The organism is Variovorax sp. OK212, from assembly GCF_900112425.1.
Taxonomy (GTDB): domain Bacteria; phylum Pseudomonadota; class Gammaproteobacteria; order Burkholderiales; family Burkholderiaceae_C; genus Variovorax.
Genome location: NZ_FOLP01000004.1, coordinates 74187 through 99806 on the forward strand (window position 1 = coordinate 74187; position 25620 = coordinate 99806).

The 25620-nt window shown below is 70.1% G+C and carries 18 protein-coding genes; 14 read left to right on the plus strand and 4 right to left on the minus strand.

Annotated features, from left to right (window positions below; all coding sequences use genetic code 11):
• The first annotated feature begins 8 nt into the window (after positions 1-8).
• From BM004_RS14120 to BM004_RS14130, 3 genes are read left to right on the plus strand one after another with little or no spacing between them, the layout of a single operon-like run.
• Positions 9-1058, plus strand: a complete 1050-nt coding sequence (locus tag BM004_RS14120; protein WP_093214229.1) for a pentapeptide repeat-containing protein — start codon at positions 9-11, stop codon at positions 1056-1058.
• A gap of 55 nt (positions 1059-1113) precedes the next feature.
• Positions 1114-1776, plus strand: a complete 663-nt coding sequence (locus BM004_RS14125; RefSeq protein ID WP_093127972.1) for a DUF3540 domain-containing protein — start codon at positions 1114-1116, stop codon at positions 1774-1776.
• A gap of 15 nt (positions 1777-1791) precedes the next feature.
• Positions 1792-2172 carry a DUF4150 domain-containing protein gene (locus BM004_RS14130; RefSeq protein WP_093127971.1) on the plus strand — a complete coding sequence of 127 codons (381 nt, stop codon included), beginning with the start codon at positions 1792-1794 and terminating at the stop codon, positions 2170-2172.
• A 13-nt stretch (positions 2173-2185) separates the two neighbouring features.
• Here BM004_RS14130 and BM004_RS14135 read toward each other — a convergent pair whose 3' ends face one another.
• From BM004_RS14135 to BM004_RS14145, 3 genes are all read right to left on the minus strand, one after another.
• Positions 2186-3007, minus strand: coding sequence for a PP2C family protein-serine/threonine phosphatase (locus BM004_RS14135; protein WP_256219901.1), 822 nt, complete (start codon positions 3005-3007; stop codon positions 2186-2188).
• Positions 3000-5114, minus strand: a complete 2115-nt coding sequence (tagH, locus tag BM004_RS14140) for a type VI secretion system-associated FHA domain protein TagH (RefSeq protein WP_093214234.1) — start codon at positions 5112-5114, stop codon at positions 3000-3002. The genes BM004_RS14135 and tagH overlap by 8 nt, the downstream gene beginning before the upstream one ends.
• A 127-nt stretch (positions 5115-5241) precedes the next feature.
• The gene (locus tag BM004_RS14145) at positions 5242-5649 is read right to left on the minus strand and encodes a TssQ family T6SS-associated lipoprotein (protein ID WP_093127968.1); all 408 of its coding nucleotides are present in this window, start codon (positions 5647-5649) and stop codon (positions 5242-5244) included.
• 130 nt (positions 5650-5779) lie between these two features.
• Between BM004_RS14145 and tssJ the strand changes: the two genes are divergently transcribed.
• The 8 genes from tssJ to BM004_RS14185 all read left to right on the plus strand — a co-directional run bounded on the left by tssJ (position 5780) and on the right by BM004_RS14185 (position 21038).
• On the plus strand, positions 5780-6298 hold the full coding sequence (gene tssJ / locus BM004_RS14150) for a type VI secretion system lipoprotein TssJ (RefSeq protein WP_093214236.1): 519 nt from the start codon (positions 5780-5782) through the stop codon (positions 6296-6298).
• A 247-nt stretch (positions 6299-6545) separates the two neighbouring features.
• Positions 6546-7841: a type VI secretion system baseplate subunit TssK gene (gene tssK, locus BM004_RS14155; protein WP_256221499.1), complete on the plus strand. Its 1296-nt coding sequence runs from the start codon at positions 6546-6548 to the stop codon at positions 7839-7841.
• Between the two features lie 8 nt (positions 7842-7849).
• A complete protein-coding gene (locus tag BM004_RS14160; protein ID WP_093214239.1) occupies positions 7850-9238 on the plus strand; it encodes a DotU family type VI secretion system protein in 1389 nt (462 codons plus the stop codon).
• The gene (gene tssM, locus BM004_RS14165; protein ID WP_093214241.1) at positions 9238-12906 is read left to right on the plus strand and encodes a type VI secretion system membrane subunit TssM; all 3669 of its coding nucleotides are present in this window, start codon (positions 9238-9240) and stop codon (positions 12904-12906) included. Before BM004_RS14160 ends, tssM begins: the two co-directional genes overlap by 1 nt.
• Position 12907: 1 nt before the next feature.
• A complete protein-coding gene (tagF, locus tag BM004_RS14170; RefSeq protein ID WP_093127962.1) occupies positions 12908-13621 on the plus strand; it encodes a type VI secretion system-associated protein TagF in 714 nt (237 codons plus the stop codon).
• A 58-nt stretch (positions 13622-13679) separates the two neighbouring features.
• On the plus strand, positions 13680-15734 hold the full coding sequence (locus BM004_RS14175; protein WP_093214244.1) for a serine/threonine protein kinase: 2055 nt from the start codon (positions 13680-13682) through the stop codon (positions 15732-15734).
• A gap of 117 nt (positions 15735-15851) precedes the next feature.
• Positions 15852-18476 carry a hypothetical protein gene (locus BM004_RS14180; protein WP_143072433.1) on the plus strand — a complete coding sequence of 875 codons (2625 nt, stop codon included), beginning with the start codon at positions 15852-15854 and terminating at the stop codon, positions 18474-18476.
• 24 nt (positions 18477-18500) lie between these two features.
• Positions 18501-21038: a P-loop NTPase fold protein gene (locus BM004_RS14185; protein WP_093214249.1), complete on the plus strand. Its 2538-nt coding sequence runs from the start codon at positions 18501-18503 to the stop codon at positions 21036-21038.
• Positions 21039-21047: 9 nt separating this feature from the next.
• Here the strand turns inward: BM004_RS14185 and BM004_RS14190 are convergent, their stop codons facing one another.
• Positions 21048-22604 carry a YifB family Mg chelatase-like AAA ATPase gene (locus BM004_RS14190; protein ID WP_093214251.1) on the minus strand — a complete coding sequence of 519 codons (1557 nt, stop codon included), beginning with the start codon at positions 22602-22604 and terminating at the stop codon, positions 21048-21050.
• Between the two features lie 219 nt (positions 22605-22823).
• Between BM004_RS14190 and BM004_RS14195 the strand changes: the two genes are divergently transcribed.
• The 3 genes from BM004_RS14195 to BM004_RS14205 all read left to right on the plus strand — a co-directional run bounded on the left by BM004_RS14195 (position 22824) and on the right by BM004_RS14205 (position 25574).
• Positions 22824-23696 (plus strand): TorF family putative porin, encoded by an 873-nt coding sequence (locus BM004_RS14195; RefSeq protein ID WP_093127954.1) that lies wholly within the window; start codon positions 22824-22826, stop codon positions 23694-23696.
• Between the two features lie 67 nt (positions 23697-23763).
• Positions 23764-24102 (plus strand): P-II family nitrogen regulator, encoded by a 339-nt coding sequence (gene glnK / locus BM004_RS14200; protein ID WP_007833403.1) that lies wholly within the window; start codon positions 23764-23766, stop codon positions 24100-24102.
• Positions 24103-24131: 29 nt separating this feature from the next.
• Complete coding sequence (locus BM004_RS14205; RefSeq protein ID WP_093127953.1) at positions 24132-25574, plus strand: ammonium transporter; 1443 nt, start codon at positions 24132-24134, stop codon at positions 25572-25574.
• Positions 25575-25620 lie beyond the last annotated feature (46 nt).

Below are 25620 nucleotides of genomic sequence, written 5' to 3' on the forward strand. Positions count from 1 at the left end.
ACCGAGACATGACGCTGGACCAACTGCAGGACAACATCCGACACGGCATACCCATCGTGGACACCGATCTTCGCAATCTCGACCTTGGCGGCGCCGACCTGTCCGGCGCGTTGCTGGAGCGGGTCAATCTCGCCGGTGCGCGCCTGGCCGGTGCGAACCTGGAGGACAGCCGGTTGATGGGATGCGCGCTCCAGCAGGCCGACCTGACGCATGCCGGGTTGCAGGGCGCGAAGTTCCAGCGCTGCGACCTGGCGGGCGCGCGGCTGGTGCACGCCGATGCGGGCGGTGCCTCCTTTTTCGAGTCGGGCCTGGACGAAGCCGACCTGAGCGAGGCCGTTCTCGACCTGTGCAGCTTCATCAGGAGCCGCCTGAGCGCCACGCGCCTGCGCACGCAGCGCTTCGACCGTGCCACGTTCGCGGAGTCGTCGCTGGACAGGGCCGACTTCTCGCAGGCGTCGCTCAGCTTCGTGACCTTTCACAAGCTCGACCTGCGCAGCGCGCTGTTCGCGCAGGCCGCCGGCGAAAGCTGCATGTTCATCGACTGCGACATGACCGCGCAGCGCTTCGCGGGCCTGCGCCTGGCGCTGTGCCAGTTCACCGACAGCCGGCTGGACGACGCGGACTTCTCCGGCGCCGAACTGACGCAGAGCAACTTCAAGGGCGCCTCGCTGCGCAATGCGCGCTTCGACGGCGTGCGCGCCGCGCATGCGATGTTTCCCGAGGCCGACCTGAGCGGCGCGAACTGCAGCGGCGGCCATTTCGAACAGTCGATCTGGGCCGACGCCATGCTGGCGGGCGCGAACTTCGAGCAGGCCCACGTGCCGCTGTGCGTGTTTCATCGTGCGCGCTGCGCGGGCGCGAGCTTTCGCGAAGCCCGGTTGCAGGACGCCGATTTCGCGTACGCCGATCTCTCGAACGCCGACCTGCGGGACGCGCGCTTCATGCGCACGCGCATGCACCGCGCGCGGCAGGAGGGCGCCCGCTTCTCGTCCCGCGGTGGCATCATCGAAAACGATCCCGAGCTTCACAAGGCCGAAACCTGGTCCGGGATGCCATGAGCCACAGCGTTGCCACTTTCTTTCACTTGTGCTGAACAAAAAAAGGAAACACGCCATGAACGTCGTTGCACTGCGCCCCGCGCCGGTCGCCTCGGAACCGGTCCACCTGCTCGGCCGCGTGACGGCCGTTGCGCCGGACGGCCAGGTCGGTGTCGAAGACGAGTCGGGCGCGGCCTGGTCGTGCCGCCGCGCCGCAAGCTGCCTGCTCCAGCCGCAGCCCGGCGACACGGTGATGATCTCGGGCCCCGACCGCCTGCGCGTCTGGCTCATTGCCGTCGTCGAGCAGGCCGACGCGTCGGTGAGCCGGATCGACGCGCCGGGCGACGTGGTGCTCGCATCGGCCACGGGATCGGTGTCGATCGAAGGTGCCGCCGACGTGCGGCTGCGCGCCACGGGCGCCCTCGACATGCAGGCCGCGCAGTGGAAGCTCCAGGCGGACCGCGCGCAATGCCGCGTCGACGAGATGCACTACACCGGCCAGCAGGCCGATGCCACGGTGGGGCATGCCCGCTTCTTCGGCAAGGTGTTCGAGACCGTGGCCGACCGCGTGATGCAGATGGCGCGCAACGCCTTTCGCATCGTGGACGACACGGAGCAGGTGCGTGTCGGGCAGATGGACGTGGAGGCCGAACAGTCGGTGCGCATCCATGCCCGGCACACGCTGGTGACGGGCACCGACCTGGTCAAGGTCGATGCGTCGCAGATCCACATGGGTTGAACAAGGAGTCCTATCGTGTTTGCCAACTGTCAGCTGATGGGCATGGACCTGGCGTTTCCCGACGTCTGCCGCACGCCGGTGCCGATTCCGTTTCCGAACATGGGCATGGGCTTCATGGCATTGCCCAATGCGTGGAACGTCCTGATCATGGCCATGCCGGCGCACAACATGGCGACCACCATTCCCATCACGCTGGGCGATCAGCCCGGCGCACTCGGAGGCGTGGTCTCGCAGACCTTCATGCAGCAGGCGCGCCATGTGACCGGGTCCTTCAAGACCATCATCAAGGGCACGCCGGCCACGCGCATGACCAGCCTCACCACGCAGAACCGCTGCAACATGGTGGGAGCCCGGATCGTGCCGAGCCAGTTCAAGGTCGTGATCCTGTCGGCCTGATCCTGCCGGGCGCCTAGACCGCGGCGCGCTGCGGCGCAGCCGCCCCCGCCAGCGTCACCTGCTGCGGAAACCCCACCCACACGGCCAGCGCCGAGTAGTTGTCCTGCGACTCGTCGGCCTTGGCCTCGGCCGCTCGGCGCAGCAGCGCGAGCCACTCTTCCGCGCTGTCGGCCAGCTGCAGCGAGCGCTCCATCACCTGCTGCGAGATCAGCTGCCAGAGCCCGTCGGTGCATAGCAGGAACGCGTCGCCGTCGGCCAGCCGCTGCGGCGCGGTGATGGTGGCCTCGGCCGTGGCGCGCGCGCCGAGCGCGCGGTACAGCAGGTTGGTCTTCACCAGGCGCTCGCCGCCGTGCTGGCTCGCGGCGGCGTCGCCCGAGCGCTCCGACAGGCTGTGGTCCTCGGTGCGCTGCATCAGCGCGCCGCGGCGGAACCAGTAGAGGCGGCTGTCGCCCACGTGGGCCCAGCAGGCCTGGTTGGTGTCGCGGTCGACGAACAGCGACACGAAGGTCGCGCTCATGCGGCTCTGGTCGGCGAGCTCGCGCTGCTTGGCCAGGATGGCGTCGTTCGCCGACTTCACGCAGCGCTGGATGCTGTCGGCGCCCAGCGAAGGGTCGTCCACGAAGGTGTTGAGCGCGGTGTCCACCGCGATGCGCGAGGCCAGCTCGCCGCCCGCGTTGCCGCCCACGCCGTCGCTCACCACGAAGCAGGCGTTGCGTTCCTCGAGGTGGTAGCCGATGGCGTCCTGGTTGCCGCTGCGCTCGCCCACGCAGGAGAACTGCGAGGTCGAGATGGGCACGGCGAAGGAGCGGATGGCTCGGTCCATGGTGTCAGGCACGGCGGGCCTCCTTCAGGCGTTCCATCTCCTTGTCGTAGGCCTGCTGGAAGGCACGGCCGAACACCGCCTGGAAGTCGTCTTCCACGGCCGCGGTGGTCTCGGTGTGCAGCGCCTGCAGGCGCCGCCACAGGCGCGCCTCGCGGCCGCCCGGCAGCAGCTTCTCGCCGAGGCCGCCGTCGTGCGGCGTCTCGCGGTTCAGCGTGGCGGGGTCGAAGCTCTTGAGCAGCGTGAGCAGCGCGGCACGCATGCCGGCCACCATGCCGAGCTGGTGCGACTGCAGGTCGCCCAGCGCGTCGTGCACGGCGGCCTCGGGGGGCAGGAAGCCGGGCATGCGCGCGCCGAACATCTGCATCAGCACGGCGCGGCCGTTGGGCAGGATCTTGAACGGGTTGTTCTCCTCGTCCACGATCATCGTGATCTCGGCGCGCACCTCGCGCTTGAGCATGGCGCGCGAGGACAGCAGCTCGATGGTGCCGTCGGTGAAGGCCCGCATGATGCGGCCCAGGCGCTGCATGGCCTCGATGTCCATCGGCTGCTGGCCGGCCAGCTCGGGCACGCCCGCACCTTCGAGGAAGGCCTTGAACAGCGCTTCGGACGACGATGAGGCTTGCGGTGCGGCTGGGGCGGGCGCTGCGACCGGTGCAGCAGGCGGAGCGGCAACTGGGGAGACGGCGGGTGCGGCAATGGGCTCGGGAATGAGCTCGACAACTGGCTCGGCAATGGCTGCTGGCAGTTCAACAGCCACGGACGGAGGAACCACCGGCGCGGCGACGACGGGCGGTGGTGCGGGAGGCGGGGGTGGAGGAGGTGGCGGCGGCGGAGGCGGCGGGGCCTCGACCTTCACCGGCGCTGCGACCGGGTTCGGCGGACGGAACTGCGCCGCCACTTCGCGCGCATGGTTCGAGTGGCTGTAGCCCTGCGCCGCCGGCTTGTTGTTCTGCAGCAGGTCGAGCGCGGGATGCGCCTCGCCCGGCAGCAGCTGGTCGTGGTGCGTGAGCGCGGTCGGACGCGGATCGGCCAGCGGCGAATGCGCGCTGTCGTCGGCCGCGAAGAACGAGAGCGGATCGACGCCGCGCTTCAACGCGATGTTCGACATGTCGTCGGCCGCCTGCGGGTTCAGCTCGGCCAGCGGATCGACCGGATTGCGCCGTGCCTGCGAAGGCAGCTCGAAAGGCTCGTGCGCCATCGGGTCGGACATGGGCGCGGGCGTGGTGTCCACGCGGCGCGGCGCGTTGGCGAGGATGGCGTCCCAGTCGGCCGCGGAAGGCATCTGCGATGCGGCATTGCTGCTGCTGTTGTGGCTGGCCCTGGGCGGCACAGCGGGGGCGTGCTGCGGCGGCTGCATGGGCGCGGGCGCGGCCAGCAGCGCGGCGAAATCGTCGACCGGCGCCGCGGCCGGGGGGAACGCCGGAGGAAAGGCTGGAGGGAAAGCAGGAGGGAATGCCGGTGGGAACGCAGGCGGGAGTGCAGGTGAAGGTGCGGGCGCCTCGGCGAAGGCCGGCGAAGGTGTCGGTGCCTGCCGCGCCGGTGGCGGCACGGCCACGGCGGGCTGCGCGTCGCCGATGGGCAGTGCGCCTTCGCCGAACAGGTCGGAGAACACATCGGAGCCGCCTGCTGCGGGCAGCAGGTCGCCGATGGGGTTCGCCTGCACCGGCGCCGACGCGGCGTACGTGGAAGGCTGCGGATGCAATGCAGCAGGCGGTGGTGGTGGCGGAGGAGGAAAAGACGGAGCTGGCGGCGGTGGTGGTTCGACAGGCGGCTGCGCGGCCTGCACCTGAAGCGCCGCCGCGCGCTGCCCGCTCGCAGCCTCCAGCACATAGCTGCCGATCGTCACGCGGTCGCCGTCGCCCACGCGCGATTCCTGTTCGTGCGCCAGCGTCTGGCCGTTCACGCTGATGGGCAGCACCGCGCTCATGTTGCGCAGCACGGCCGCGCCTTCCTCGTCGAAACGCACCGTGGCCTGCAGGCGCGAGATCTGGCGTTGCTCGTCGGGCAGCACGAGGTGGTTGTCGGGGCTGCGTCCGATCGTTCCGCCCGGCGCCGCGAGCAGGGCCGACGGGCCCGCCGTCACCGGACTGCCGGCATGTTCGATCACTGTCCAACGCATGGCACCTCCGTGTACGTCGTCTTATTCGATTTGTTCGATTTGTTCTTCGTGTTCCCGCCGCGCCGCGCAGGGCCGGCCGCGGTCCGCGTGATCTGCGTCATCAGCGCCATCGGTGCCGTCGGCACCATCAGCGCTTCATTCGCTTGGCGGCCTCGAACGCGGGACCCCACACCGGATGCTTGCGCTCGGCCACGTTGAGGTCGAAGGTCGGGAAGGCGTCCAGGATCTTGCGGAACTGCGCGCGGCACTCGGGGATCTGGTTGGCCACGCAATAGCTGAAGGCCTCGAGCTTCATCGCGTCGAGCCGCATGGAAGGCTCCGCGGCATCGAACACCGACACGCCGCCGCTCTTCAGCGTGCTGATGGCCTTGGCGTAGTCCCCTTCGTCATAGGCCTGCTGCGCGCGTTCGAGCGTGGTGCGCGCGACCTGCTGGCTCAGGCGTTCGGGTTGCGGTGTCGGTTCGGGTGGCGGCGTTGTCGTGCAACCCGATACCACCAAAAGAGTGAACGCCAGAGCTGGCAGACATGACTTCAATCTTTTCTCCTACCTGCTGAATGCAATGTTCGAGATAGTGTGCCGCTCAGTTGCGACAAGCACGCGATGCGCCATCGTAAATGCGCATGCTTTCGATAATATAGGTCGCGAACATCACGGGGAGATCTCAATGCACAGAAGAAGCTTGCTACAAGGCGCACTTGCAACGACACCTTTGTTTGCAGGCCTTGTCAGTGGGTGCGCATCGACGGCCAAGTCGATGCCCACGCCCTACGCGGTCACCATCAGGATCGACGACGGCGTGAACCCCGACGGGCGCGGGCAGGCCGCTCCGATACTCGTCAAAGTCTTCGAACTGAAATCTTCCGGTAACTTCGAGACCGCAGACTACTTTGCACTACAGGACCGCGATCGCGAGACGCTCATGACCGAGCTCGTGAACGCGGACCAGGCCATCATGCGCAGCGGCGAAGAACGTGTGTTCAAGCGCGAGGCGGGCCTCGACTCACGTGCCATCGGCATCATCGCGGGCTATCGCAAGCTCGAGGCCGCGCGCTGGCGCATCGTGCTGCCGCTGAAGGAGCCCAAGCAGACGAACCTCTACAAGGTGTGGCAGTTCTCGCCGAGCGAACAGGCAGTGCAGGTCGCCGTGCGCAAGACGGGCATCGAGTTGCTACCAAGTCCTTAATTTCCGGCGCTATCTAGTACCAAAGTGCGAGCGGTTCGCGCGCGAAAAGCGGTGCAAAACGTAAGACTCGCCGTGTAGCATCAGAAGAGAAAAAAACCGGTCGATCGGGAGGTCGTTCATCAACGCACCTCCGCGCTCCCAGTGAGCAATCCCAGGAGGTTCTTTGGTGACAGTCCGCAATCCGGGCGCCGCAAGAAATGGCGCTCATCCGCAGGCGTTGGCAAACAGGGTGGTGTGGTCCGAGGGCATGTACCTGCGGCCGCAGCACTTCCAGCAGCTGGAGCGTTATGTCGAGCAGTACATCACGCGCCGCACCGCCGGCCTGCAAGGCGCCTACTGGGGATGGCTTCACCTGGAGATCGACCGAGACGCCTACGCGCTGGGCCGCGTGTCGCTGCTCGGCGGCGCGGGCGTGCTGCCCGACGGCACGCCGTTCTCGTTCGGCGCCGAAGACGCGCCGCTGCCCTACGAAGTGCCCACCGACCTCACCGACGAGCTCATCGTGCTCGCGCTGCCGCTGCGCAGGCCCGGCAGCGAGGAAGTCATCTTCGCGGAAGACGAAGGCTCGGCCGCGCGCTTCGGCGTGATCGAGCGCGAAGTGAACGACGGCAATGCCGTGGCCCTCGGGCCGGCCACGCTGCAACTTGCATCGCCGCGCCTGCGGCTTGCGCGCGCGTCGTCGCTCACGGCCGAGTGGCAAGCCATCGGCGCGGTGCGCGTGATCGAGCGGCGCACCGACCACAAGCTGGTGGTCGACGCCAACTACATTCCGCCGGTGCTCGACGCCTCCGCGCACGCCATGCTGCGCAGCATGATCGCGGAACTGCACGGCCTGCTCACGCAGCGCTCCGAGGCGTTGGCCTCGCGGCTGTCGCAACCGGGGCGCGGCGGCGTGAGCGAGGTGTCCGACTTCCTGCTGCTGGAGCTGGTCAATCGCTATCTCGCGCTCACCTGGCATGCGCAGCAGGCGGTGCAGGTGCACCCGGAGGCGCTGTTCGTCGACTGGCTCAAGCTGGCCTGCCACCTGGCCACGCACACCTCGCCCACGCGCCGACCGGTGGTGTGGCCGGTGTACGACCACGACAACCTCAACGAGAGCATTCGCCCGCTGATCGAGGAGCTGCGGCGTTCGCTGTCGGCGGTGCTCGAACAGAGCGCGATCGCCATCGAGCTCGAGGAGCGCAGCCACGGCGTGCGCGTGGGCCGCATGCCCGACCCGGTGCTGGTGCGCAACGCGGGCTTCGTGCTCGCGGTGCATGCCGACCTGCCGGCCGAGGCCATCCAGCAGCGCTTCCCCACGCAGGTGAAGATCGGCTCGGTCGAGCGCATCCGCGACCTGGTGCAGCTGCAGCTGCCCGGCGTGGTGGTGCGCCCGCTGCCGGTGGCGCCGCGGCAGATTCCGTACAACGCGGGCTACCACTACTTCGAACTCGACAAGAGCGGCGACATGTGGCGCCAGCTCGAGAAGTCGGGCGGCGTCGCGATGCACCTGGCCGGTGACTTCCCGGGGCTGGCCATGGAGTTCTGGGCCATTCGGCCGTGAGGGACCCTATGAACAACGACATGGCCGTGGGCCCGGGCGGCTTCGTGCCGCCGAACCCGGGTGGCGGTGCGAATGGAAGCAGTGCAGGGAACGGCATGGGCGACGGCCTCTCCCAGCCGCGCGGCCTCGGCGCACAGCCCGAGTCCTTCACCGCGTGGCACGACGCACGGCGCCCGCACGCGGGCGACACCGCCATCGCGGGCAACAACCCGCTGGTGGCCGCGGCCAATCCGCTGCTCGACCTGATCCCGCAGATCCGCGCCACCGGCCACCATCCTTCGCCCGCGCAGCTGCGCGAGCACCTGGTCGACGAGGTGCGCCGCTTCGAGACGCGCGCGCAGCAGGCCGGCATTTCGCCCGAGGTGATCATCGGCGCGCGCTATTGCCTGTGCACCGCGGTCGACGAGGCCGCCGCGCTCACGCCGTGGGGCGGCAGCATCTGGTCGTCGCAGAGCCTGCTGGTGATGTTCCACAACGAGACCTGGGGCGGCGAGAAGTTCTTCCAGCTGCTGTCGCGCCTGGTGCAGAACCCGCAGCAGCACCTGCACCTGATCGAGCTCATCTACTTCTGCCTGGCCATGGGCTTCGAAGGGCGCTTTCGCGTCATCGACAATGGCCGCACGCAGCTCGAGACGCTCAAGCAGCGGCTGCTGCAGATCATTCGCCAGACGCGCGGCGAGATCGCGGTGCCGCTGTCGCCGCACTGGCAGGACGCCAGCGCGCCGGTGCGCCGCGCGCGCAACTGGCTGCCGGTGTGGGCCGTGGGCGCGGTGGCCGCGGTGCTGCTGGTGCTGGCGTTCGCGCTGCTCACCTTCAACCTGGCCGGCACCTCCGACGGCGCCTTCGCGGCGGTCAACGCCGTGCGGCTGCCGCAGACCGCGCGCGCCGTGGTCATGCCCGCGCCGCAGCCGCGGCTGCAGCGCTTTCTCGAGCCCGAGATCCGCGACGGCCTGCTGACCGTGCGCGACGAGGCCGACCGCAGCGTGGTGGTGCTGCGCGGCGACGGCCTGTTCGCCTCGGGCTCCGACCGCGTGCTCGACCGCTACGCGCCGGTGCTCGCGCGCGTGGCCGATGCGCTCAACTCGGTGGAAGGCAATGTGCTGGTCAGCGGCTTCAGCGACGACCAGCCGATTCGCAGCGTGCGCTTCCCGTCCAACTGGCAACTTTCGCAGGCCCGCGCCGACGCGGTGAAGAAGATGATCTCGCAGCGCATCGCACGGCCCGAACGCCTGCGCGCCGAAGGCCGCGGCGATGCCGACCCGATCGTGCCGAACGACTCCGCGGCCAACCGCGCGCGCAACCGCCGCGTGGAAGTGACGCTGCTGGTGGCGCCGGTTGCCGGTGGCTCGTCCAGCGCGTCGGGCGCGCCCGCCCCGCAAGCCGGAGGTGCCCGCTGATGCTGCGCGCCATCTTCCGCTTCCTCATCAGCCGCGACCTCTGGGTCTTCCTGGGCCTGGTCGCCGTCGCGTTCCTGATCTGGATCATCGGCCCGGCCATTGCCGTGGGCCGCTACCGCCCGCTCGAAGACGAGATCGTGCGCATCGCCGTGATCGTGCTGATGTTCGCGATCTGGCTGGTGCGCGTCATCTACCGCAAGTGGCGCGAGCGCCGGCTCAACGCGCAGCTGCTCAACCAGCTGCGCACGCCCTCCAAGAAGGAGAAAGAAGCCAAGCCCGAGGACGCGCCCGAGATCAAGGAGCTGCAGAGCGGCTTCACCGACGCCACGGCCATCCTGAAGAACATGCGCTTCAGCACGGGCGCCGACGGCAAGCCCGCGAGCCGCTTCGCGCTGTTCGACCGGCAGTACCTGTACCAGCTGCCCTGGTACATCTTCATCGGCGCGCCGGGCTCGGGCAAGACCACGGCGCTGGTGAATTCCGACCTCGACTTTCCGCTGGCCGACCAGCTCGGCAAGGCCGCGGTGCGCGGCATCGGCGGCACGCGCAACTGCGACTGGTGGTTCACCAACGAGGCGGTGCTGATCGACACCGCGGGCCGCTACACCACGCACGAGAGCAACCGCGAGACCGACGAGGGCGAGTGGAAGGGCTTCATCGACCTGCTGAAGCGCTTCCGTCCGCGCCAGCCGATCAACGGCGCGATCCTGACCATCAGCATCGCCGACCTGCCGCTGGCCGACGACGCCCAGCGCGCCCGCCATGCCATGGCGCTGCGCAAGCGGCTGCTGGAGCTGCGCAACGACCTGGGCATCGACTTCCCGGTGTACGTGCTGGTCACCAAGACCGACCTGCTGGCGGGCTTCAACGAATACTTCGGCTCGCTGGGCCGCGCCGAGCGCCAGCAGGTGTGGGGCTTCACCTTTCCGATCCAGGGCAACCCGGCGAGCAAGAAGGCCGGCAAGGACGGCAAGAGCGCGGCCGCCGTCAACGGCGACCTGCGCGAGCGCTTCCACCAGGAATACAAGCTGCTGCACCAGCGCCTGGACGAGCGCCTGCCCGAACTGCTGGCGGCCGAGTCGGACCCGATGCGCCGCGCGCAGGCCTACCTGCTGCCGCAGCAGTTCGCGAGTTTCGAGGACATCCTGGGCACCTTCCTGGCGGACGTGTTCAACCCGTCGAAGTTCGAGGCCGCGTCGATGCTGCGCGGCGTGTACTTCACCAGCGGGACGCAGGAGGGCACGGCCTTCGACCGCGTGATGGGCGCCATCAAGCGCTACCTGCAGGTCAACGCGCCGCCGGCGCCGCCGCCGGGCCCGGGCAAGAGCTACTTCCTGAAGGAACTGCTGCAGCAGGTGATCTTCCGCGACGCGGGCGTGGCCGGCACCAACCTGCGCTGGTACCGGCGCAAGCGCGCCATCGACATCGCGGGCTACAGCGTGATCGGCGTGCTGCTGGTGCTGCTGCTGGGCGCGTGCGTGAACAGCTGGCGCAACAACAAGGACTACGTGGCCGAGGTCGACGGCAATGCCAAGGCCTTCAACAAGGCGGCGGCGCGCGGCGAGCTGCCCACGGTGGTCGACCCCAGCGGCGACATCGCGAGCTCGCTGCTCATCCTGGACAAGCTGCGCGACCTGCCCAGGTCGACCCGCTTCGACATCGGCGAGCCGCCCATGTCGTACCGCTTCGGCCTCTACCAGGGCGAGAAGCTGCAGGCCGCCACCGACGGCGTGTACCAGCGCGCGCTGGAGACGGTGCTGCTGCCGCAGGCCTCGCAGCGCATCGAGCAGTCGCTGCGCGAGGCCGCGAAGGGCGACGCAGAATACAGCTACGAGGCGCTCAAGGCGTACCTGATGCTGTACGACGCCGAGCGCTACGACGCCGACTTTCTTCAGGCGTGGCTCCTGACCGACGTGGACCGCAAGATCGGCGCGTCGCTCACGCGCGAGCAGCGCGCCAATCTCGAGTCGCACCTGAAGGCGCTGTTCGTGGGACGCGTGCTGACCTCGCCGTTCGCCAAGGACGACCGCCTGGTCACGCAGACGCGCGAGCGCCTGGCCGGCGTGCCGCTGGCGCAGCGCTCGTATGCGCGGCTGCGCCGCGTCCTGCTGCAGACCAGCCAGCCCAACGCCTTCACCATTGCCGAGGCGGGCGGGGCCGAGTCGGCGCTGGTGATCCGCCGCGCGAGCGGCAAGCCGCTGACCGACGGCATTCCCACGCTGTTCACCTACCGCGGCTACTGGGACATCTTCGACAAGCGCGTGGCCGAGACCGCGCTGTCGCTCGAGCAGGAAGACCGCTGGGTGCTGCAGATCCGCGCGCCCGGCATGGCCGACATCACCTCGCGCGAGCTGCTGCTGCGCGAGGTGCGACGGCTCTACCTCACCGACTACATCAAGGTGTGGGACGAGTACCTGGTCGACATCCGCCTGGCCGACAGCCGCTCGCTGCTGCAGAGCATCCAGATGACGCGCGTGCTCTCGACCTCGGAGTCGCCGATGTCGCGCATCATCCGCGGCGCCGCGCGCGAGACCGACCTGCTGCGCAACCACGACGAGGCCGCGCGCAGCCTGCTCGACCAGGCGCAGAACCGCGTGCAGAGCACGCGCGAGCGCATCGAGCAACTCATCGGCCAGCCCGACGGCAGCCAGCGCCGCAACACGCAGCTCGACCGCCCCGAGTCGCTGGTGGACAACCACTTCGAGCCGCTGCGCCGCATGGTCACCGCGCCCAAGCAGGGCGGGCAGGCCCCCATCGACGCCACGGCCGCGTTGATCAACGAGCTCTACAACTTCCTCACCGCCACCGACACGGCGCTGCGCAGCGGCAACATCCCGCCGTCCAGCGACGCCGTGACCAAGGTGCAGGCCGAAGCGGGGCGGCTGCCGGTGCCGTTCCAGGGCATGCTGAACGACCTGTCGGCCACGGCCTCGTCGAAGGCGGCGGCGGTGACGCGGCAGAACATCGGGCAGACGGCGGCCGCGAGCATCGGCTCGTTCTGCAACCAGGCCATCGGGGGGCGCTACCCGTTCACGCGCGGCTCCAACCGCGACGTGGCCTCGGGCGACTTCGCGCAGCTGTTCGCGCCGGGCGGGATGATGGACGACTTCTTCCAGAAGAACCTCGTCACGCAGGTCGACACCTCGGTCAATCCGTGGGCCTTCAAGCGCGGCGTGGACGGCGCGGCGGCGGGGCGCTCGGCCTACCTCGATTCGTTCCAGAAGGCGCAGGCCATCCGCGACGTGTTCTTCTCGGGCATGGCGGGCGGGCGCACGCCGTCGTTCACGCTCGACATCCGGCCCGAGGACATGGACGCCGCGCTCACGCAGTTCACGCTCGACGTCGACGGCCAGACGGTGCGCTACGCGCACGGCCCGCAGGCGCCCAGCACCGTCAAGTGGCCGGGTCCGCGCAACAGCAACCAGGTGCGCCTGCAGGTGACCACGGCCAACGGCACGCCGGCCGGCGGCATCGTGACCGAAGGGCCGTGGGCGCTGCACCGGCTGTTCGACAAGGCCTCGATCTCCGCGGGCAAGTCGCCCGAGTCGTTCAACGCGACCTTCGACCTGCAGGGCAAGAAGGTGGTGCTGGCGGTGACGGCCAACAGCGTCTACAACCCGCTGCGCCTGCCGCAGATGAACAGCTTCTCGTGCCCGGGGAAATCCTGAGATGAACAGCAGCATTCCCCCGCAGGCCTGGGTGCCGGTCGACGAGCAGATCGGCTGGTACGGCAAGCTGCCCTCCGCCGGCGACTTTCTCTACCGCCGCATGCCGCGCGAGCTGCAGGCCTGGTGGGACCGCTGGATGCAGAACGGCCTGGGCAGCTTCAAGCGCTGGCCCGACGCCATGACGCGCCACTACGCGGTGGCGCCAGTGTGGAACTTCGCGATTCCCGCCACGCACGGCGTGGACGCGGTGCAGTTCGGCTGCATCGCACCGAGCTGCGACCGCGTGGGCCGCTACTACCCGGTGTGCGTCACGCTGCAGGTGGCCGCGCGCAACTACCGCCCGTCGGTGCTGGAGGGCTCGGCGGCGTGGTACTGGCAGTGCGGCGGCGCGCTGCTGCAGGCGATCCGCCACGGCGTGGCGCCCGACCAGTTCGACGCCCAGGTGCTGGCCGCGGGCCGCGCGGGCTTCCAGACGGCCAGCGGCGGCTCGGACGACATCCTCTCGATCCTCGGGCCTACAGCCGGTGGCGAGAGCGCCCAGCAGCGCCTGGGCTGGCCCGAGCTTCCACTGTGTTTCGACCCCTTCGGCAGCACCAGCTACTGGTGGACCAACCAGGCCGACGGGTCGCCGTTGCGCACCGCGGCCCATGGCGGCGGGCTCAACACGCCGCTGTTTTCAAAGTTGTTTTCGCAGGGGCACGTGCCATGGGCGTGAGAAGTCGAATGACTCGAAAGACCCACAAGAGCCACGGTCCTGCAGGAGGAGAAAGCGCATGACGACGACGTACGGTACCGGGTTGAGCTCGGGGCTGGGCACGCTGCCCGCCGAGCCGCAGGAGCGCCCGCACCCGCTGGGCGTGGGCCACCGGCTCGACGAGTTCGAGCTGCTCGAGGTGATCGGCGAGGGCGGCTTCGGCATCGTCTACCGCGCCTACGACCACTCGCTGCAGCGCGAGGTGGCCATCAAGGAATACATGCCGTCGATGCTCGCGCGCCGCGTGGGCGACAACAGCGTGCATGTGCGCTCCGAGCGGCTCACCGCCACCTTCGAGGCCGGCCTGCGCAGCTTCATCAACGAGGCGCGCACGCTGGCGCAGTTCAGCCACCCGGCGCTGGTGCGCGTGCATCGCTTCTGGGAGGCCAACTCCACCGCCTACATGGCGATCCAGCTCTACAAGGGCCGCACGCTGCGCCGCCTGGCCGACGACGAGCCGGACCGGGTCACCGAGACCTGGCTGCTCGGCATGCTGGGCCCGCTGCTGGGGGCGCTCGAGACGCTGCACCGCAGCCACTGCTTCCACCGCGACATCGCGCCCGACAACATCTTCGTGCAGCACGACGATTCGCCCGTGCTGCTGGACTTCGGCGCGGCGCGCAAGTCGATCGCCGACCTGGTCGACGAGGTGGCGGTGATGGTGAAGTCGGGCTACTCGCCGATCGAGCAGTACGCCGACGACAACACGCTGCTGCAGGGCGCGTGGACCGACCTGTACGCGCTGGGCGCGGTGCTGTACCGCGCGGTCACGGGCCACCCGCCGCCGTCGGCCGTGGTGCGCAGCGTGCAGGACGCCTACGTGCCGCTGTCGTCGATGGGCCGCGCCGACCTGAGCCCGGCGTTCTGCGCCGCGGTCGACCACACGCTGGCCGTGCACAGCAAGGACCGCACGCAGACCGTGGCGGCCTTCGCGGCCGAGCTCGGGCTGATGAAGCTCGGCGACTTCTACGTGAACGGCATGGCCGCGCCGACGGTGATCATTCCCGCGGCGCCCGTGCCTTCGGCGCCGCCGCCGCCGGAACTCGCGCCGCAGCATTTCCCGCCCGCCTCGGCACCGGTGCCGCTGGAGCCGATGGGCGCGCCCAGCTTCGCAACGCCGCCCGCCGCGGCGGCCGAACCGGTGGTGGTCGCGGCTTCGACCAAGGTGAAGACCGCCGCGGCCGGGTCACCGTCCGCGGCGCCGGCTTCGGCGTCCTCCGCGCCGAAGAAGACGAAGCACAAGCAGAAGCCGTCGGGCCTGTCGTGGCTGCTGGTCGGCAGCCTGGTCGTGGCGCTGGTGGCCGTGGGCAGCTGGATCGGCCTGCGCCTGACCGCGACCAAGCAGGACACCTCGACCGCCATGGTGCCGGTGCCGCCGCCGAGCGCGCCGATGTCGAACACCAGTTCACCGCCCGCCGCCATGCCGCCGGGCACGGGCACCGCCGCCGCGGTGGGCACGCCGGGCGCAACCGATGGCGTGCCGGCGGCCGGCGGCACGGCCGTGGCTGGCGCTGCGCCATCGCCCACACCAGCCCAGCCGGCCAGCGCACCCGTGGCCTCCACGGGCCCGTTGACTCCGCTCGACAGCGTGCCGGTCAACCCGCCGCCAACCACCATTCCGCCCGAAACCGCGCTGGCCACGGCCGAGACCGAGGACTGGAACCTCGCGCAGACCGAGAACACGCGCGAGGGCTACGAGGCCTACCTGCGCCGCTATCGCCGCGGCCTGCATGCGCGCGAGGCGCGCAACGCGATCGCCGAGATCAACCGGCTCGCGCCGCCGCCGCCCGTGGCCGCCGTCGACCCGTCGGCACTGCCGCCGGGCACGCCGGTGGCAGGCACCACGCCCGCCGCACCGCCGGGCATGGGCCGCGTGAACTTCAACATCCGCCCGTGGGGCCAGGTGTTCGTGGACGGTGCGGACCGCGGCGTGAGCCCGCCGCTCAAGTCGCTGCCGCTGCGCCCGGGCATCTACAACATCGAGGTGCGCAACGGCGACCTCGAGGTGTTCCGCCAGCGCGTGACGGTGCAGGACAGCAAGTCGGCACCGGTCGTGAGCCACGAGTTCAAGTAAGTCCTTGCCCTCGCGCCCGGCGAGGTCCTAGGCCGTAGGCGATAGGCCGCACCCAGCGTTTGCGGGATGGCGCGGCGCCGCGGCGCGGGAAAACAATGCGTCTCCGCAGGAGCACGCATGAGCGCACCGCCAGCACCGCCGCCCGCACACCCGCCCGCACCGCCATCCTCCGGCACGCCCCGTGCCGGGCGCGTGGCCGTCATCGTCATCCACGGCGTGGCCGACCAGAAGGCCGGCGACACGGCGCGCGCCATCGCCTCGCTGATGGTCAACGCCGGCGCGCCGCGGGCGCGCTACACCCGGGGCGATTGCGACAGCTACATCGTGGCCGTGCCGCCGCTGCTGTCGATGGTCGAGAGCGGGCCGCACGGGCAGGGCGCGGCGCGCAAGCGCGTGGTGCCGCGGGACGCGTCGCCCGCCGCCGCGGGCACCGACAAGCCGCCCGCGGTGTCGCTGCGCAAGGCGCTGCGCCAGTCGGTGCGCTCCGACTTCCTGCGCGACAACTGGAGCACCGCCAGCCAGCCGCCGGCCGGCGCGGCGGCAACGCAGGCCGCCAGTGCCTCTGCCACCACCTCTGCAAGTGCTGCAGCCGCTGCAACCGCAACCGCGGCACCTGGAAGGCCGCAGTCCGCCCCCGCGCGCCTCATGTCCGCCGACGCCGGCATCGCCTTCAGCGACTACCTGCTGTTCAAGTGGCAGGGCGCCGGCCACGAGGCCTACGAGGCCACGCGCATCCGCATGACGCGGCGCGAGAACGCCTCGGGCATCGAGCGGCGCGTGGACGTGCACGAGATGTACTGGGCCGACCTGTCGCGGCTGTCGGGCGTGCTGCCGCGCATCGTCACCGAGCTCTTCACCATGGTGTTCCGCCTCTCGCAGCTGGGGCGCGACGCGGTCGACCGCGCGGGCCTTCATGCCGCCAAGCACCGCACGCGCGGCGCCTTCGCCTGGGGCTGGCTCATCAGGCTGCAGATGGCGCTGGACTGGGCGTTCTCGGGCGTGCTGGCCAACCTGTTCCTGCAGCTGCTGCTGGCCGGCCTGGTGATCGCGGGGCTGGGCTTGGCCGCGCCGCACGCGGGCCGGATCCACATCGCGCTGGCGCTGCTGCTGCCGGGGCTGGCCGCCTGGTGGTACTGCTACCTGCACGTGCTGCGGCCGCTCAGGCGCAGCTGGGCCGTGGCGCTGGCCGTGCTGGCGGCCGTGGGGCTGTGCCTGGTGCCGGCGCCGTGGGCGCACTGGCTCATCGGCCTCACGTGGCTGGCGCTGCTGGGCCTGCTCTTCAACTACGGCCTGCGCGTGGCCGACACCCGCTTTCCCGCGATGCGCGCGGCGGGGCTCGTGTTCCTGGGCGCCATGGCCCTGACCCTGCTGGCGCACGTGGCCATGGCCTCGTTCGGGCCCGATGGCGCAGGCAACGGCGCCGGCAGCCTCGACGACTGGGTGCGCGCCGGCCTGCGCACCGTCGAGTACGTGCTGCTGGGCATCGTCATCTGGTGGCTGCTGGCCGGCGGGCTGCTCATTGCGTGGGCCGTGTTCGGCCAGCTGGCGGCGCGCGACGACGACGCCGCGCGCGCCAGCGTGGCCACGGGGCGGCTGGGGCTGTTCGTGTCGATCGCCTCTTTCGTGACGCTGGCCATGGCCATCTGGGCGCTGATGACCACCTTCGTGGAACTCGGCGCGGCCCATACCGCGTACGACCCGCAGGTGTTCAAGAGCGGGCTGCTGTGCTTTCTCAATGGCGGGAGCTTTCTGCACCTGCGCTACCAGCGCAGCACCGAGACCTTCGCGCTGGCCGCCGGGCTCACGCTGGCGCTGGCGCTCTACCTCGGCGTGGTGCTGGTGCCCAGCGTGCTGGCCGAGGTCCGCAAGACCGTGGGCACCGCGCATGCGCTGGGCCGCTGGCTCACCGGCGGCTACCGGCGGCTCGACGGCTTCGTGACGGGGCTGACCATCGCGAGCGTGCTCATGGCCTGCGGCGTGGGCGTGCTGCTGGCGCTGGCGCGGCTCGGCGTCGAGCCCGACGGCTGGGTCGGCGCCGCGGCCCATGGCGTGGGGGAACTGTCGGAGTTCGTGCTCAAGCCGCTGGTGCTCAGCGCCGCCACCGCGGCGGCGGCGCTGTCGGCCTTCGGCGGCGTGCTGTCGCGCTACGCGCCGTGGGTGCGGCTGCCGCTGGACGTGGCGCTGGACGTCGACAACCACTTTCGCGAGTTTCCGCGCAGCGCCATTCCGCGCGCGCGCATCTTCTCGCGCTATGTCGCGCTGCTGGAGAGCGTGGCGGCGCAGGGCTACGACCACGTGGTGATCGTGGCGCACAGCCAGGGCACGGTGATCTCGGCGGAGCTGCTGCGCTACCTGCAGCACCGCGCGCGCTGGCTCGCGCAGGCCTGCCCGAACGACCGCGTCGTGAAGCTGTGGTCGCAGCTGGAAGGCCGGGTCGACCTGCTCACCGCGGGCTGCCCGCTGCGCCAGCTCTATGCGGCGCGCTTTCCGCACCTGTACGAGTGGGTGATGCAGGCCCGGGCCGGCGACGTGGGCGTGTGCCGCTGGGTCAACGCCTATGCCACGGGCGACTACGTGGGGCGCTGGCTGTGGGCCGATCCGCCGCTGTACAAGCCGTCGCCGCCGGTGACCGTGACGGCCGGACCCGAACACGACGTGTGCCTGGGCAGCGGCGCGCACACGCACTACTTCGACCAGGAGCAGGTGCTGGTCGCGCGGTGGATCGACGCGCTGGTGCGCTGAAGCGCTGAACAGGAAGAGCCGTCCATGACCGAAAGCAGCATGCCGCCATCGACACCGCCGCCGCCGCCTTCGCCGATGCCGCCCCCGGCCGCGCCACGGCAGGCACCGGCGCCGAGGAGAAAGCAGGCCGACCTGGAACAGGTGTCGTCCGGCGAATTCGTGCCGGAGCTCGAGACGCCAACCTACGTGCGCGCGGAAAGCCCGTCGGCGTATGCGCCCGAGTCCGCGGCGGTTCCGCCGGCGCCACCACTGCCAACGCCGACACCGACGCCGACGCCGAACTTCGACCCCGGCCACCCCGAAGTCGCCATCGCCACCCCGCACAGCGACGACCCCTGGGCGCCCAAGCTCGACGACCAGCTCGGCGTGTCCGACGAGGCCAAGGCCTTCGCGCGCCTGGCGGCGGCGCGCGACTTCTCGCCGCCTCTGGCCATCGGCGTGTTCGGCGACTGGGGCAGCGGCAAGTCGTTCTTCATGCGGCTGGTGCACGCGCACATCGCGCTGCTGGCCGAAGGCAAGACCTCGCCGCAGGCGCCCGAAGCCGAGGACACGGCCTTCCACCGGAACATCGTGCAGGTGCGCTTCAACGCATGGCACTACGCCGAGACCAACCTCTGGGCCAGCCTGGTGGACCACCTGTTCACCGAGCTCGACAGATGGATCCGAGAGAAGAGCGGCGCGCAGCAGGCCGACGCCGCGCTGGGCAACCTGTCGACCGCGCGCGCCCTGACGCTGGAGGCGGCCGAAGAGCTGGTGCGGCGCCGGCGCGAACAGCGCGACGCCATCGAGCGGCTGCAGCAGGCGGAGCTGGCGCTCAACACCCAGCGGCGCACCGCCACCGTGTCCGCGGAGGCCTACTGGGAGGCGTTCAAGGCGGCGCTGGGCGACCCGGCCGCCGACGCCGCCGAGGTGCGGGCCTTCAAGAACAGCCTGGAGACGCTGGGGCTCGGCCGCGTGGAAGACGGCGCGCGCGACCTGGAGCGCCTGTCGTGCGCGCTGGCCGACGAAGCGGGGCGCGCCCGCCTGCTCGGGTCGAGCCTGCTCAACCAGTTCCAGAAGTGGCGCTTCGTCGGGCTGTTCGTGCTTGCCGTGTTCGTCGCGCCGCTGGTGGTGATGGCCGCGACCGGCCTGATGGTGCAGCGGATGCCTTCGCTGAGCGGGCTGCACGAAGGCATTCTGGCGCTCGGCGGCGCGCTGGCGGGCCTGAGTGCGCTGGGTGCGCGCGTGCTGCGCATCTCGCGCGCCGCGCTGGGCCGCCTGGAGAAGTCGAAGGCCGCGCTCGACGCCGTGGTCGAGGCCCGGCTGCAGGCGCCGGCGCAGGCCGTGAAGGACCGGCAGAGCGCGCTCACCCGCGCAACGGCCGACGTCGAGGAAGCCAAGGCGCTGGTCGACGCGTCGAGCGACCGGCTGGCCCGCGCCACGCTCGACTACGCCTCGGGCACCGGCGCGGGCCGGCTCATCCGCTTCGTGCGGGCGCGCGCCGCCGACGGGCAGTACGCACGGCACCTGAGCCTGGTGGCCAGCGTGCGCAGGGACTTCGAGGAACTGGCCGCCGGCGTGGCCGCCGTGGGGGCGCCGGTGCCGGAGGCCATCGCGCGCGAACAGGCGGCCTTTCGCAAGCGCATCGCGGCGCTCGTGCGCAAGGACAGGCGCGTGCTCACGCCCGACGAGATCCGCACGCTGGTGGCGTCCGCCGCGTTCACGGCTCCGCCGGCGCCAGCGTTCGAGCGCATCGTGCTGTACATCGACGACCTCGACCGCTGCGCGCCCGACAAGGTCGTCGAGGTGCTGCAGGCGGTGCACCTGCTGCTGACCTTCGAGCTGTTCGTGGTGCTGGTGGCGGTCGACGTGCGGTGGATCCGCAAGTCGCTCGCGGCGCAGTACCCCGCGCTGCTGGTCGCCGACAGGCGCGAGGACGGCGCCGGCCCCGCCGACCGCGCCCGTGATCGCGACGCCATCAGCGCTTCCGACTACCTGGAGAAGATCTTCCAGGTGCCTTACTGGGTGCGCCCGCTCGACGCCGAGGGCGCGCGCGGCTTCCTGCAGCACCGGTTGATTCCTTCGGACCAGCCGGGTGTGCCGCCCGCGCTCGTGCCCGTGGCGCCGCCGCTGGAGCGGCTGGACACGCGCACGCTGTCGATCGACGGCGACGAGTCGCGCTACATGAACGAGCTCGCGCCGTTCATCGGCCTGTCGCCCCGGCGCGTGCTGCGCTTCATGAACGTGTACCGCCTCGTCAAGGCGGGGCTCACGAGCGAGCGGCTGACGCTGCTGTCCTCGGGCGACTACCGCGCGCTGATGACGCTGCTGGCCGTCGCCACCGGCAGCCCCGACCTGATGCCCGCGTGGACCCGGCTGCTCGAAGGCGCGGTGCCGGGCGAGACGGTGGAAACGCTGCGCAGCCGCCTGCCCATGGAGGTGGCGCCGCCCGATGCGACGCTGCTGCTGTCAGGCGCGCTGAACGTCTACCAGGGAGCGGTGGGGCCGCAAGCCATCGGGGCGGTCGATGCGCTCAAGCGCTATGCGCGCACGGCGCAGCGCTATTCGTTCACCGGGCGCTAAAGGCGCCCCTCATTTGCCCTGCACGCGCCCGAGCGCCCGGCGGTACTGCACGGCTTCCGCCACATGAACCCCCTGCACCGTGCCGGCCCCGGCCAGGTCGGCGATGGTGCGCGCCACCTTGAGCGCACGGTGCGTGCTGCGCGCCGACCAGCCCAGCTTGTTCGCCGCGTTGAACATGAACTGGCGCGCCGCCGCGTCGAGCGCGGCGTGCCTGTCGATGGCGCCGCCCTGCAGCGCCTGGTTGGCATGCCCTTGGCGCTGCATCGCGTGCGCGCGCGCAGCGACCACGCGCGCGCGGATGCTGTCGGTCGACTCGCCCGGCGGCGCGTCGAGCAGCAGCTGCGCCGACACCGCGGGCACCTCGATGTGCAGGTCGATGCGGTCCAGCAGCGGGCCGCTGAGCTTGGCCTGGTAGCGCAACACCTGGGCCGGCGTGCAGCGGCAGGCCCTCAGCGCGGAGCCCAGGTAGCCGCACGGGCACGGGTTCATGGCCGCGATCAGTTGGAAGCGCGCCGGGAACTCGGCGCTGCGCGCGGCGCGCGAGATGGTGATGGCGCCGGTCTCCAGCGGCTCGCGCAGCGCTTCGAGGGCGGAGCGTGCGAACTCGGGGAACTCGTCGAGAAAGAGCACCCCGTGGTGCGCCCGTGAAATCTCGCCGGGCCGCGGCGGTGCGCCGCCGCCCACCATCGCCACCGCGCTGGAGGTGTGGTGCGGCGCCGAGGTCGGCCGGCACATCCACCGCTCGGCCGCGAAGCGCCCGCCGAGGCTGGTGACGGCGGCGCTTTCGAGTGCCTCGTCGACGCTCATGGCCGGCAGCAGGCCCGCGAAGCGGTGCGCGAGCATCGACTTGCCCGAGCCCGGCTCGCCCACCATCAACAGGCTGTGGCCGCCCGCCGCCGCGATCTCCAGCGCGCGCTTGGCGCCTGCGTGGCCCTTGACGTCGCACAGGTCGGCATAGCGCGGCGCGGGCGCGCCGGCCGCGGCCTCTATGCGTGCCCAGCCGTCGTGGTTGTCGCCCGCGGCAGGTTCTGCCTGCTGCGCCGCCGCGTCGTGGCCGGCAACGAACTGCCGCACCACGTCCAGCAGGTGCGCGGCGCCGTACACCTCGCCGCCGGGCACCAGCGCGGCCTCCTGCGCACTGTCCATGGGCAGCACCAACCTGGTGGCCACGCCGCGCGTGTGCAGCGCCAGCGCCATCGCCAATGCACCGCGAACGGGCCGCAGCTCGCCCGACAGCGAGAGTTCGCCGGCGAATTCGTGGCCGGCGAGGCGGGCGTTGTCGATCTGCCCGCTGGCCGCGAGGATGCCCAGGGCAATGGGCAGGTCGAAGCGGCCGGAGTCCTTCGGAAGGTCTGCTGGCGCCAGATTGACGGTCTTGTTGTTCGGAAACTCCAGCCCCGCGTTCTGGATGGCCGAGCGCACCCGCTCGCGCGCCTCCTTGACCTCGGTTTCCGCCAGCCCGACCAGCGTGAAGCTGGGCAAGCCGTTCGCCAGATGCACCTCGACCGTGACACTGGCCGCTTCCAGCCCCAGCAAAGCGCGGCTTTGCACCAAAGACAGACTCATTCTTCTCCCTCTCCCCAAGATGGTGCGCCGTTGGTGGGCGCGCCGCCGTGGTGCAGCGCCTCGTGCAACTGCAACCACTCGCAACGAGGGTTGTAACGATTTGGCTCTCACAGAAAGGGCCGTCCGCCGTCTTGCACGGCCGTATTTGTGCAGTTTGGCACGCTCCCTGCTTTGAGCCTTCCAGGTCCCAACAACACACCACTTGCGAGGAGTTACCCGATGACGCACCGTACCGCCGCCAAGGCGCTGATCGTTCTGGCCACCGCCCTCACGGCTTCGGGCGCCGCCCTGGCGCAGGCCACGACCGACGCCGCAGCGGCCGCACCCGCCCCCGCACCGAACCTCACGGGGAACATCTCGCTGACCACGAACTACAAGTTCCGCGGCCAGGACCAGGACATGCTGGGCAAGAACGACTACGCCAAGACCAAGGGCTTCAAGCCGGCCATCCAGGGCGGCCTGGACTACGCCTTCGGCGACAGCGGCTTCTACGTGGGCAGCTGGAACTCCAGCGTCAACTGGCTCAAGGGCAACAGCATCGAGATGGACCTGTACGGTGGCTACAAGTTCAAGGCCGGCCCGCTGGACATGGACGTCGGTGCGCTCACCTACATCTACCCGGGCAACTCCTCGGGCAACACCACCGAGCTGTATGTCGCGGGCACCTACGCCAACGAAACCCTCGGTTCGTTCACCGCCAAGTACTCGCACACCGTGTCGAAGGACTACTTCGGCTACGCCGGCAACAAGGCCGGCTCGGGCCTGAAGGGCACCAACACCGGCTACCTGAACCTGGCCTACAGCAAGGAAATCGTGCCCAAGGTCACGCTGAAGGCAGCGGTCGGCTACACCAACATGTCCAGCGACATCCGCAGCCTGGGCTACAAGAGCTACGTCGACTACAACGTCGGTGCCAGCTACGACTTCGGCAACGGCCTGTCGCTGACCGGCTCGGTGCAGGGCGCGAACAAGAAGAGCTCGTACCTCGCCGTGAGCAACCCGGGCGTGGACTACGGCTTCGGCACCTTCGGCCAGACCACCTACTCGCCGAACAAGGCGCGCTTCATCCTCACGCTGACGAAGACGCTGTAAGCCACAGAACAACGAGGTGCGGCCCACGCTGCCGCACCGTTTCATTTCCATCCGAAGGAGAAAACTCATGAAGCTGGTCACAGCCATCATCAAACCGTTCAAGCTCGACGAGGTGCGCGAAGCACTGTCGGCCATCGGCGTGCAGGGGATCACCGTCACCGAGGTCAAGGGTTTCGGTCGCCAGAAAGGCCACACCGAGCTCTACCGCGGCGCCGAGTACGTGGTCGACTTCCTGCCCAAGGTCAAGATCGAAGCGGCCGTCTCCGACGACCTCGTCGATCGCGTGATCGAGGCCGTCGAGGGTGCTGCCCGCACCGGCAAGATCGGCGACGGCAAGATCTTTGTCTACAACCTCGAACAGGTCGTTCGCATCCGCACCGGCGAAACGGGCCGCGAAGCCCTCTGATCGAGTCCAGGCCCGAAAGAACAACGATTATGAAAAAACTGCTTGTCTCTCTTGCGTTCGGTTTGAGTGTGCTGGCTGCCGGCACCGCCGCCCTTGCACAAACGCCCGCTGCCCCGGCCGAAGCGCCTGCCGCTTCGGCACCGGCTGCCGCCGCGCCAGCCGCTCCCGCGGCCCCGGCCGCGCCTGCTGCAGCCGACGCGGCCCCCGCCGCAGCGGCAGCCGCGGCGCCTGCCGCTGCTCCGGCACCGAAGATCGACTCCGGCGACACCGCCTGGATGCTGACCTCCACGCTGCTCGTGATCCTGATGACCATCCCCGGCCTGGCGCTGTTCTACGGCGGCCTCGGCCGCTCGAAGAACATGCTGTCGGTGCTGATGCAGGTCTTCGTGATCTTCTCGCTGATCAGCATCCTGTGGGCCATCTACGGCTACAGCCTGGCCTTCTCGGGTGACGGCAACTTCTTCGGAGGATTCGACAAGATCTTCATGAAGGGCATCACGCAGGAGACCTTCGGCGCGCTGACCACGATTCCCGAATACGTGTTCGTCGCCTTCCAGGGCACCTTCGCGGCCATCACCGTGGCGCTGATCGTCGGCGCCTTCGCGGAGCGCGCCAAGTTCTCGGCCGTGCTGCTGTTCTCGGTGATCTGGTTCACCTTCAGCTACGTGCCGATCGCCCACATCGTGTGGGGCGGCGGCCTGCTGGGCAAGGACGGCGCGCTGGACTTCGCCGGCGGCACCGTGGTGCACATCAACGCCGGTGTGGCCGGCCTGGTCGGTGCCTACATGGTCGGCAAGCGCGTCGGCTACGGCAAGGAAGCGTTCACGCCTCACTCGCTCACGCTCACCATGGTCGGCGCCTCGCTGCTGTGGGTCGGCTGGTTCGGCTTCAACGCCGGCTCGGCCGGTGCAGCCAACGCCGTTGCCGGCCTGGCCTTCATCAACACGGTGCTCGCCACCGCCGCCGCGGCGCTGTCGTGGATCCTGGGTGAAAGCCTGCACAAGGGCAAGGCCTCGATGCTGGGCGCTGCGTCCGGTGCCGTGGCCGGCCTCGTGGCTGTCACGCCTGCCGCCGGTTTCGTCGGCCCGATGGGTTCGATCGTGCTGGGCCTGCTGGCCGGCTTGGTCTGCCTGTGGGGTGTGGGCGGCCTGAAGCGCATGCTCGGCGCCGACGACGCGTTCGACGTGTTCGGCGTGCACGGCGTGGGCGGCATCCTGGGTGCCATCCTGACCGGCGTGTTCGCAGCCAAGGGCCTCGGCGGCACCGGCGGCGCAACGCCCGACACCTTCGCCATGGGCGCACAGGTGTGGATCCAGATCAAGAGCGTGGCGCTCACGATCGTCTGGTCCGGCGTGGTGGCCTTCATTGCCTACAAGATCGCCGACCTGACCATCGGCCTGCGTGTGTCGGAAGAAGAAGAGCGCGAAGGCCTCGACATCACCTCGCACGGCGAGACCGCCTACAACCGTTGATCTGCCTTTGCGGGGCTGCCTTCGGGCCGCCTCGCAATCGACAACA